This is a genomic window from Asticcacaulis sp., assembly GCF_020217185.1.
GTDB lineage: Bacteria > Pseudomonadota > Alphaproteobacteria > Caulobacterales > Caulobacteraceae > Asticcacaulis.
The window spans coordinates 1-10,000 of sequence record NZ_JAIWNX010000152.1 but is presented as its reverse complement, the minus strand read 5'-3'; the positions used below and the strand labels follow the sequence as shown (position 1 = coordinate 10,000).

The 10,000-nt window shown below is 65.1% G+C and carries 10 protein-coding genes; 8 read left to right on the top strand and 2 right to left on the bottom strand.

The features are described 5' to 3' along the window. From hisH to LDL37_RS07525, 5 genes are all read left to right on the top strand, one after another. Positions 1 to 331: imidazole glycerol phosphate synthase subunit HisH (gene hisH, locus LDL37_RS07545; RefSeq protein ID WP_290796199.1), on the top strand; the 331-nt coding region annotated here is incomplete at its 5' end. Between the two features lie 157 nt (positions 332 to 488). Continuing rightward, a complete protein-coding gene (gene hisA, locus LDL37_RS07540; protein ID WP_290796198.1) occupies positions 489 to 1,220 on the top strand; it encodes a 1-(5-phosphoribosyl)-5-[(5-phosphoribosylamino)methylideneamino]imidazole-4-carboxamide isomerase in 732 nt (243 codons plus the stop codon). A gap of 57 nt (positions 1,221 to 1,277) precedes the next feature. Beyond that, entirely contained in the window at positions 1,278 to 2,105 is an 828-nt protein-coding gene (gene hisF / locus LDL37_RS07535; RefSeq protein ID WP_290796197.1) for an imidazole glycerol phosphate synthase subunit HisF, read from the top strand. A 142-nt stretch (positions 2,106 to 2,247) separates the two neighbouring features. After that, complete coding sequence (hisIE, locus tag LDL37_RS07530; protein ID WP_290796196.1) at positions 2,248 to 2,895, top strand: bifunctional phosphoribosyl-AMP cyclohydrolase/phosphoribosyl-ATP diphosphatase HisIE; 648 nt, start codon at positions 2,248 to 2,250, stop codon at positions 2,893 to 2,895. Positions 2,896 to 2,974: 79 nt separating this feature from the next. Continuing rightward, positions 2,975 to 3,511 (top strand): hypothetical protein, encoded by a 537-nt coding sequence (locus LDL37_RS07525; protein ID WP_290796194.1) that lies wholly within the window; start codon positions 2,975 to 2,977, stop codon positions 3,509 to 3,511. Here the strand turns inward: LDL37_RS07525 and LDL37_RS07520 are convergent. After that, on the bottom strand, positions 3,508 to 4,920 hold the full coding sequence (locus LDL37_RS07520; RefSeq protein ID WP_290796193.1) for a hypothetical protein: 1,413 nt from the start codon (positions 4,918 to 4,920) through the stop codon (positions 3,508 to 3,510). The genes LDL37_RS07525 and LDL37_RS07520 overlap by 4 nt on opposite strands. A 310-nt stretch (positions 4,921 to 5,230) precedes the next feature. Here LDL37_RS07520 and LDL37_RS07515 point away from each other — a divergent pair, with 310 nt between their 5' ends. From LDL37_RS07515 to dgcA, 3 genes are all read left to right on the top strand, one after another. Beyond that, positions 5,231 to 5,881, top strand: coding sequence for a hypothetical protein (locus LDL37_RS07515; protein WP_290796191.1), 651 nt, complete (start codon positions 5,231 to 5,233; stop codon positions 5,879 to 5,881). A gap of 167 nt (positions 5,882 to 6,048) precedes the next feature. After that, the gene (locus LDL37_RS07510) at positions 6,049 to 8,823 is read left to right on the top strand and encodes a tipN (protein ID WP_290796189.1); all 2,775 of its coding nucleotides are present in this window, start codon (positions 6,049 to 6,051) and stop codon (positions 8,821 to 8,823) included. After that, positions 8,823 to 9,782: an N-acetyl-D-Glu racemase DgcA gene (dgcA, locus tag LDL37_RS07505; protein WP_290796187.1), complete on the top strand. Its 960-nt coding sequence runs from the start codon at positions 8,823 to 8,825 to the stop codon at positions 9,780 to 9,782. Before LDL37_RS07510 ends, dgcA begins: the two co-directional genes overlap by 1 nt. 9 nt (positions 9,783 to 9,791) lie before the next feature. Here dgcA and LDL37_RS07500 read toward each other — a convergent pair. After that, positions 9,792 to 10,000: hypothetical protein (locus tag LDL37_RS07500; protein ID WP_290796185.1), on the bottom strand; the 209-nt coding region annotated here is incomplete at its 5' end.

The window sequence follows — 10,000 nt, the reverse complement described above, 5'->3', positions numbered from 1 at the left end:
CGAAGAGGGCGACGTCGCCTGTCTGGGCCTCATTCCGGGCCGGGTCGTGAAGATGGACGCCCCCAAGCCGCTGGTGGTTCCACACATGGGCTGGAACCAGTTGCAGGCTGTGCGCGAAGACCCGCTGACGGCGGGCCTGAATGCAGGTGACTACGCCTATTTCGTACATAGTTTCGTCTGTCCGGTCACCGACCATACGCTGGCGCAATCGACCTATGGCGCGCCGTTCGCGGCCATGGTGCGTAAGGGGAATGTCTGGGGCTGCCAGTTCCACCCCGAACGCTCCTCGGTCGCCGGCGCGAAGATACTCGAAAACTTTCTGACACTTTGATACCTGCAACACCCACCCCGCCCCCACCCCCATTTGCTGCGCAAATGGTCCCCCGCCCCACCCCGGGGTGGGGAGGTATGAAACACCGCACGAAGGGCGCAGCCCTGAGATGCGGTGGTGGGGGTTCTTCCTTTTTACGCTGCGCCGGAGTTACGGCATGATCCTCTACCCCGCTATCGACCTGATCAACGGTGAATGTGTCCGCCTCGCGCAAGGGCGGTTTGATGCCGTCACCAGATACGACTCCGACCCGTTCAAGCGTCTGGCCCTGTTCAATGAAGAGTTCGCGGAATGGGTACATATCGTCGATCTCGACGGGGCGCGCGCCGGCTCACCGCAGCAGCACGAACTGATCGGGCGGCTGGCGCAGGCCTCGCGCGCCAAGATCCAGACCGGCGGCGGGGTGCGATCGCGCGCCCATGTGCAGACCCTGCTCGATCAGGGCGTCTCCGCCGTCGTGGTCGGCTCTGCCGCTGTGAAAGACCCCAGGGAGGTGCGTGGCTGGCTGCGCGACTTCGGCAAGGAACGCATCACGCTGGCGCTGGACGTTTTACCCACCAGGGACGGTGATTTCGACGCCGCCCTGCACGGCTGGACCGAAGGGTCGGGGATTTCGCTGTGGAAGGTGCTCGACGAATATCCGGTCGGCGTCGCGCAGCGCATCCTCGTCACCGACGTGTCGCGCGACGGCATGCTGATGGGGCCGAATATGGACCTGATGCGCGCCCTGAGACAAAAACGCCCGGACCTCGACATTCAGGCGTCAGGCGGCGTGCGCTCGGTCGAAGACCTCTATGATCTCAAGGCGCTGGGCGTACACGGCGCCATTGTGGGTAAGGCCATCTATGAGGGCCTGATTGATTTGAAGGCCGCGCTGAACGTGGGATAGTTTTTTAGTCGGGCTTTTTAGCCCAAAACCGCTTCACACTTTTGGGAAAGCCCTCATATGTTAGCCAGACGCATCATCCCCTGTCTCGACGTCAAGGACGGCAAGGTCGTCAAGGGCGTGCAGTTTGTTGGCCACGAAGTGCTGGGCGACGCCGTCGATATGGCGCTGCGCTACCGCGACGAAGGCGCCGATGAACTGGTGCTGTATGACATCACCGCCTCTGCCGAAGGGCGCACGGTGGATTACAACTGGGTGCGCGACATTGCCCGCGCGCTCGACATCCCCTTCTGCGTGGCGGGCGGCATCCGTTCGGCGGAGCAAGCCGTGAAGTGCCTCAATTCCGGGGCCGACAAGGTGTCGATCAATTCGCCTGCGCTGGAACGCCCGGACCTGATCAACGAACTGGCCGAAATGGCCGGGTCGCAGTGCGTGGTGGTGGGCATCGATTCGCGCGAGCTCGCGCTGCCCCTCCCGAAAAGTGGGAACCGGTTTTCGGATACAGAGGGGCAACCGCCTTTAAATAGCGATTATTACGTTCATCAGTATTCCGGCGATCCGGACAAGATCCGCGCCGCGGGTCGTCGCACGCTCGACTGGGTGGTCGAGGCGGCCGAACGCGGGGCGGGTGAAATCGTGCTCAACTGCATGAATCAGGACGGCGTGCGCAAGGGGTACGATATTCGGCAACTCAGGCTGGTGCGCGACCTGATCGACATTCCGCTGGTGGCCTCCGGCGGGGCCGGCGCACCGGAACACTTTACCGAGGTCTTCGATCAGGCCGACGTGTCGGGCGCTCTGGCCGCCAGCGTCTTCCACAAAAAGATCATCCATATCCCTGACCTCAAACGCGACCTGCAAAAGGCGGGAATCGCGGTTAGGATATAGTTCGCGCCCGTCCAATCGCAGATTGGGCGGAAATAGAGCGAAAAAATCTCGCAGGGCCGCCCCAAGAGATTTTTTCTCAATCTGATAAAACGTGAAAAAGTATCGAGGCACAGCCGAGAGACTTTGTTCACGAGGAAATAATATGCCCGAAGCCCACAAACTCCCCAATCCCCTGACGCTGGCCGATATCGACGCGCTCGATTTCACCAAGGGCGACGGCCTGATCCCCGCCATCGTGCAGGACGCTGACACGCTTCAGGTGCTGATGCTGGGTTATATGGACCGCGCCGCCCTGAGCGAGACCCTGACCGATCGTCAGGTGACCTTCTTCTCGCGGTCAAAAAATGGCCGCTGGCGCAAGGGGGAGACGTCGGGCGATTTCCTCAATCTGGTCAGCGTGACCACCGATTGCGACGAAGATGCCCTGCTGGTGTTGGCCCGTCCCGTCGGGCCGACCTGTCACACCAAAACCACCTCGTGCTTTGGACACGACACCGCGCCCGGCATCGGCTTTATGGGCCATCTGGCCGCCGTGGTGAAGGACCGCGCCAAGGCTCCGCCGGCCGACAGCTACACCGCCCGCCTGATGCAGAAGGGCGTCGCCAAGATCGCGCAGAAGGTCGGCGAAGAAGGGCTTGAAACCGCTCTGGCCGGGCGCTGCGGCGACCTCGACGAACTGCATAACGAGGCTGCCGACCTGCTCTATCACCTGTCGGTGCTGCTGATGGCGCGCGACACAACGCTGGAGGCCGTGCTGGACATCCTGCGCGAGCGCCACGCAGGGCGGTAAGTCCTTTCCGCGTTTTCGGATTCGACAAGTGCCCGCTTGGTGTTAGAACGGGAAGGATAACGCCGATCCGAGCCTGCCCATGCGTCGCCCCGCCTTTGTCCTGTTCCTGTTTGTCCTTGTCGCGCTGGTCAGTGCGCCGGATATAGCGCGCCGTTTCACCGACATCGACGCCGCGTGGCTAGGCTGGGTTCAGGCCTTGTTGATGGCAGCAGGGGTGATCTTTGCCGCCCGCGCCCGTTTGCGCGATGCCGGTAAGCCCGAAGGTTGGCTATGGCAGGCCCTGCTTGTCGTCACGCCCGTCTATGCCCTGTTTGCCTCACCGGTCGCAGGTCTTCTGCCCATACCAAGTCAGCTCAGCACCCTGGCCCTGATCGGGGCCAACGGGCTGGTGTTCGGTGGACTAATCGCTCTGGCCTTGGTGCCGTCGGCTCACCCCGCAACATCCGCTACGACCCGCCGATCAGACTCCGATGGCGGCTTTGTCCCGGCGACGGACACGTCCTCCGCTCCGTCTTCCGGCAAGGGCACACACGATTCGTCCAGCGACAACGGCTCTGCCGACTCATCAAGCAGTGATGGCGGCGGGGACGGCGGCGGCGGCGGCGGCGGGGATTAATAGATCGGACAGGCCTTCCACTCATAGGGCACGGCCATCAGCGAGCGGCCGCGCCATTCGATGCGATAGCCACGACCTTCGGCCGGGCGGTCGGACATATCTTCGCAGCGGCTCATGCTGACATAGCCCAGCACCTGCTGCCCCTTACGCTCGGCGGAATACTTGCCATCGGCAAAGCGCACCTTGGCCGTGTCGTAATCCTGCCAGACGCGCTCACCGTCGCGCACCTGACGCTTCAGCACCACCACGTCCAGCGCCTTGTGGTCGAAGGCGCGCATATAGCCGATGACCTCTTCGAAGCAGATACCGGGCAGAAGCTGCGCCGTGTCCGGGCACGAACTGCGCGCCATGGCCACCGGACGCGCCTCGCCATAGGCTTCGAAAATGTCGCGCGGCGTCGGCGCAGGTGGCGCGCCGCAGTCGCTCAAGGCCTCTTCGGCGACAAACAGGGCACCGTCGCGGTCGTGCACACGGAAGACAGTGGCCTGAGTCGCCGAACAGCCCGACGGGATGGTCAGCTTGCTGCGCTCGAACCAGCGCTTGTCGGCCTTGAACCCCTTGCTGGCGCGCTTGAGCACCAGTTGTTCGACCGCCTCGTCCTTCAGCACATCACCGGCGCGCACCGCGTATTTCGAGGCAATGAGGTCCAGTTCCTTTTCCTCCGCATGGGCTTGCAGATAGGCGATACCCGTCTGCGCGCAGTAGGTTTTGCGCACCACATCGCTTTCGGCGCAGGCCGGGTCCGGCTGCGCCAGATAGCGCCAGTCACCTTGTGCGCGCAGGGTTTCCGTGCGCGGCCAGGCGTCGCGGCTGGCGCGTACCGGCGCTCCGGCCACGGGCGGATCAACCGGAATGGATGGGCCATCGACGCGCCAGGGGCCGTTCGGCTGACGCGGACCGCCGCCACAGACCACGGTCTGACGCTCCTGCGCCACCGTCTGCCCGCCACGGGTTTCGACCGTGTAGAACACACCTTCGCCGCGCAGGGCATAGCAGTCGCGCGGCACAAAAACGTCCGAGGTCGGCAGGTCGGCTTCGCGCCAGCGCAGGCCTTCGGGCGTCAGGGTCAGGTCGAACAGGCTGTAATCGCGGCCATAATCGCCGCGCACGGCTTCGCCCGCGGCTGCCGCATAGCGCACACCCAGCACCCGCGCCTGAGTAAGTCCGGAGGCCTTGAGCGTCGCCGCCACGCCGTCAAAACAGGGGCCATTGTCGAAAGACCGCGAGGCTTCGGGGCAGTTGGCCTTTGGCGTCGCCACATAGCGGGCCGCGCCCAAAACCTCATGCACCGTGCCGATTCGCGCCGGCTCCACCAGACGCGGCGTCATCTGCGCCTGCGCCACGGCCGGATACACAATGGCCCCCAAAGCTATACCGGCCACGATCAAACCTGGCTTACGTAAGCGCATGTTCGCCCCCATTTCTGCAATCTGTGATATTTTCGCTGCACGTCCCTGACAGCGTCTTTACCATAACCCACAGGGCAAACAATCGCCATAATTTCCAGCAAATGAGGCACCATAGGAGAAGGTCGGCCACGCGTTCAGTGGTAAGCCTTGCCTCAGAACCTTTTAGTTGCAGTCGTCAACGATTTGCGGCATATTTGTGATGATTTAAGGCACGAGGCATGGGCTTTGCCTGACCTCAGACTCTCGATTTCAAAGTGGCGTAAGGCTGGCCGGGGCAGACCGGTGGGGATTTTCTGGACGCGCATCTCACATGTCGGCGCTGTTTGACATCATCATCGGCTTTATTGCGGCCCTTGTTTCCGCGGCCTTCCTGCATTTCGGTGCCGGTGCGGCGCCGGAACAGCCGAAACCTGCGCCCGTCACCCAGAAACAAGCCGTGCCGGCGGCCACGCCGAGCGCACCGGTCACTCCCGTAAGCGAAACCACCCCGCTCAGCCAGCCGGCCCCGGCGCAGGAGGCCGCCCCTCGGGCCGTGGCCGTCAAAAGCGAACCCGTAAAGTCTGAGGCCAAACGCGATGCGGCAGCGGTGAGTGCGCCCGTCATGCGGGTGAAGGCCGTGCGCTCCGAAGCGCAAACCGCGCTGCCGCCGGTGGCGGCCCCCGCGCCCCCGGCTCCGCCCGCCCTGGCCCTGCCGCCTCTGCCAGCGGTTCCGGCCCTGAGACTGCACGTTGCTGAACTGAGCGCCGAGGATCAGGCCAATATCGCCCGTGAAGTGGAAAAGAGCCTGCGGGCAGGCGCACTGGAAATCGCCGTGCGCGGTGAAGATGCCAGGTGGGTGATCAAGGCGGCAAAGGCCGCCAAAGCGTCGCGTCAGGCACAGGAAGACGCGCTGAGCGGTCCCTGCCCGGACTCGCATGGGGTCCCCGCGACGGGTCAGATTCGCACCATCGTCGCCCAATAGGCCGACAGGGGCGTCGCCGCCGGACCGGACGGGTGGCAGCCTATGGTAAACATCCTCGCCTCTACCCCGCTAAACCATTTGCGTTATCAATGATCTGCGGCTAGCGTTCGCCTCACGGGAGAACCCGGCTTTCCGGTGGTAAAGACCCTGGCGCAGGACAGTATTCTATGAAATCTCGCATTCGTCCCCCTCTGAACCTCTCGTCTTCCGAGACGCGGGGGCGCAAATCCAGACTGCGCCCGCTGTTTGAGGACGATACGCCCGCCGAAGATACGGCCCCAGAGGCAATGCCAGAGGCAATGAATGTCGAGACGGCGAACCTGAGCGCAGATACGGACGATCTCGACATCCCGTCGGCCGCGCACCTGAGCGATGCCCGCGCAGACAGCGAAGCGACGCACGACGTCGTGCCCGAAACCGCGGAGGCCCCGCTTGAGGTCGAGCCCGCGCCGGTGGACGACCTGCTCGACCGGCCGCTGGATTCCCACGCCGTCTCAGAGCCGCAACCGGCCCCGCCGCCCGCCGAAACGGTTGAGGCTCCGCTGCACGCCCCCGTGCCGCCGCCGACCCACACTGAGGCGCCGTCCGCCCTCACCTCGCACCGCAAGGCCGAGCCCGCCACCGCGCCGGTCAGCCCCGTGGAAGTCAAGCCCGACGGCATCATGAAGCTGTCGGGCGGTTCACCCGTGCCCTTCTGGGGCGGGGTGACGGTGATCAGCCTGGGCTGGGCCCTGTGCCTGACGGCCTTTATTCTGGGGGCCGAAACCCAGATCGCCGCTTTTACGCTTCAGCCGTTCCGTGTGGTGATTCTGGGGGCGCTGGCCCTGTTCCCCATCGGTCTGATCGTCGCCACGGCCTTTGCGCTGCGCCATGCCGCCGCCCTGTCGCGCGAAGCCCGCCGCACGGCGGCGCTGGCCGACGCCATGGTTGCCCCCGCCGCCATTGCCGCCACCCAGACGACCGCTCTGGTCGAATCGCTGCGTCAGCAGGTCGAACAGGCGGTGCGCGCCGTGCGCGTGGCGCACAACGACCTCAATGAACTCAGCCTGCGCATGAAGGTCGAAACCGAATCCATGCTGGCCGCCGCCGAACAGGCGCGCCAATCGACGCAGACCATCACCGGGGCCCTGTCGCTTGAGCGGCAGGCGGCGATGGATATGGGCGTGCAACTCGATGAACAGGCGCGCGGCGTTATCGACGCCGTGGACCGTCAGGCGCGCATGGTCGCCGACGCCTCGGATCTGGCGCAGACGCAGTTGCGCGAAGCCGAGGCCGCACTGGCGGCGCGCGCGGCTGACCTTGCCACCGTGGCCGCCGATACGCACAATACAGCGCGCACCGTCGCCGAAGACCTGGATCGTCAGACCCTGCGTCTGGAAACCGCCGGGGCCGGCGTCGCCGATCAGATACGCAGCGTCGAGGAAGGCCTGGGGCAGCAGCGCGCCGGGCTGGTCTCCGCCGCCCTGTCGCTGCGCGCCGATCAGGAAGACTTCGCCGTCCATCTGGAAAACCAGCGCGCGCAACTGTCCGAAGCGCTCAGCGTGACGCGCAACGCCACCATCGAACTGGGCGAAAGCTCGTCGCGCGGCGTCGATATTCTGCGCGATCTGGTGCTGCACGCGCAGGAACAGTTCCGTCAGGTGCTCAATGGCGCCGAAAACGAGCGCACGGCCTTTGAAACGCGTATCCATTCGACCCTGTCCAACATCTCGGTCATGGCCGCCGATGCGCGCGATGAACTGATCAACGAGACCCGCCGCGCGCTGGAGCAGCTGAATATCGCCGCCGAAGACGCCCGCCGCGCGGCCGCCGATGCCGCCCAGACGGCGCAGGTGCGCGTTGATCGCCTCAACGAATCCTTGTTTGAAGCGGGCAAGAAGGCCGATGAGGCGTTCGATGCGCGCTTCAATTCGGCGCGTCGCCTGATTGAGGATTCCGCCACCCTGATCGACGAAGCCGGCCTGACCGCCGCGGACCGCCTCGACAACGCCTTTGGTCACGCGCGTGATGGCATCAAGCAGGTGGAGATGGCGCTGAGCGACCTCACTGCGCGTGCCGACGAACTGCCGCTACAGGCCAAGTCGCGGCTCGAGGAAATCCGCCGCGCGGTCGAAGACGGCCTGCTGGCCATGACCGAGGCGGCGCGCAAGGCGGCGCTGGAAACCGAAAGCGTCGATCAGGCGTTTCAGGAGCGGGTCAAGCGCAATTACGACATGCTGACCGAAGCCGTGCGCCTGATGGGGGTCATTTCGTCCCAGCCCCTGCCCACCGCACCGCCCGCCCCCAACCCCTATGTCGAGCGCTTTGAGCGCCCGCGCGACAGCGCAAGCTCGCGCGCCGCGACGCCCGAGCCGCGCACGCCCGCGCGCCCCGAACGTCCTGAGCGTTCACGCCGTGCGCTCGACCCTCTGGAAGCGCCGCTCGATACGCCGCGCCCGATCTCTGCCACCCCGTCGGCGTCGCGTACCCCCAGCGGCCTGTCGTGGCGCGACCTGCTGAACGGCATGGATGGCCGCGAAAGCAGCCCGCGCGCCGCGCCTGCCCGGCCAGAGCCCGCCCCCGCCCCCGTGGAGCCCGGCGGCCCGGACAATCTCGATGACCTGATGATTGCCGAAGTCGCCTCGATGGGCGTCGATGCGCAGGCCCTGCTCAACCGTTCGCGCCTCGAAGAAATCATCGCCGCCATCGTCGCCGACGATAACGAAGGCGCGCGTCTGGTCCTGCGTCGCATTGCGCCGGCGGCCATCCGCCGCCTCAGCCGCCGCCTGACCACCGACGCCAATCTGCGCGATCAGGCGCAGGAATTTGTCACCTTCTACGACCGGCAGCTCAATATCGCCCTGCTCACCCGTGATCCGCGCGGTGCCCTGACCGAGATACTGGCCACCCCGACGGGGCGCACCTATCTGCTGTTCGACGCCGCCATCAGCGATCTGATCTGATGCAAGTCACCTGTCGCTCCGAAGCCTGGCCCATTGCCGGGCGCTTCACCATTGCCCGCGGCTCCAAGACCGAGGCGCATGTCATCTATGTCGAGGTGACGGACGGCACGTACAGGGGCCACGGTGAAGCGGTCCCCTATGCCCGCTATGGCGAAACGGTCGAAGGCGCGCTGGCCGCGCTTGACGCCGCACGCGCCGCCATCGAAGCGGGGCAAATGCCCGCCCTGACGGGGGCTGCCGCCAATGCGCTCGATTGCGCCCTGTGGGATTTGCGCGCCAAGGCGTCGGGTGTCCCCGCCTGGAAGACGGCGGGTCTGCGTAGTTTCAGTCCGCTTAAGACCGCCTATACGCTGAGCCTTGATACGCCCGAAGCCATGGGGGCGCAGGCCGCCGCCAATGCCCGCCGCCCACTGCTCAAGCTGAAGATCGGCGGGCCGGACGATCTGTCCCGCGTGGAGGCCGTGCGGCGCAATGCGCCCAAGACACGCCTGATCGTCGATGCCAATGAAGGTCTGACGCTCGATAGTCTGAAAGCGCTGGCCCCCGAACTGCAACGCCTCGGCGTCGTGCTGATCGAACAGCCGCTGAAGGCGGGCGAAGACAACGCACTGGAAGGCTATAAATGCCCTGTGCCGCTGTGCGCCGACGAAAGCCTGCACACACGCGCCGAACTGGAGCGCTGCGCGCGCCTCTATGATGCGGTGAACATTAAACTCGACAAGACGGGCGGCCTGACCGAGGCTCTGGCCCTGAAACAGGCGGCTAAGGATAAGGGGCTGATGATCATGGTCGGCTGCATGGTCGCCACCTCGCTCAGCATGGCTCCGGCCATGATCGTGGCGCAGGGGGCGGACTTTGTCGATCTCGACGGGCCGCTGCTGCTGGCCAAAGACCGCGAGCACGGGCTGAAAGTCACCGGTTCGATGCTGGAACCGCCCGAACCGGCGCTGTGGGGGTAGATTGGGAGGTTAAGCTCGATCCTCTTCGCGCAGATACTCATTGACCGCATAACGCAATTCACCGGCGTGCGCCGTCCAGCGTTCGGAGTGAATCGAGGTGTCGCCAATCTCGTCGATCAGGCGGCGGATGTCGGCCGCGTGCTGCCGGTTGCGCTCACCCCCTGCCGGATGCGCCTCCAGATAGCCCAGCAAAGCCGGTTTGAGCTGCTCATAGGTGA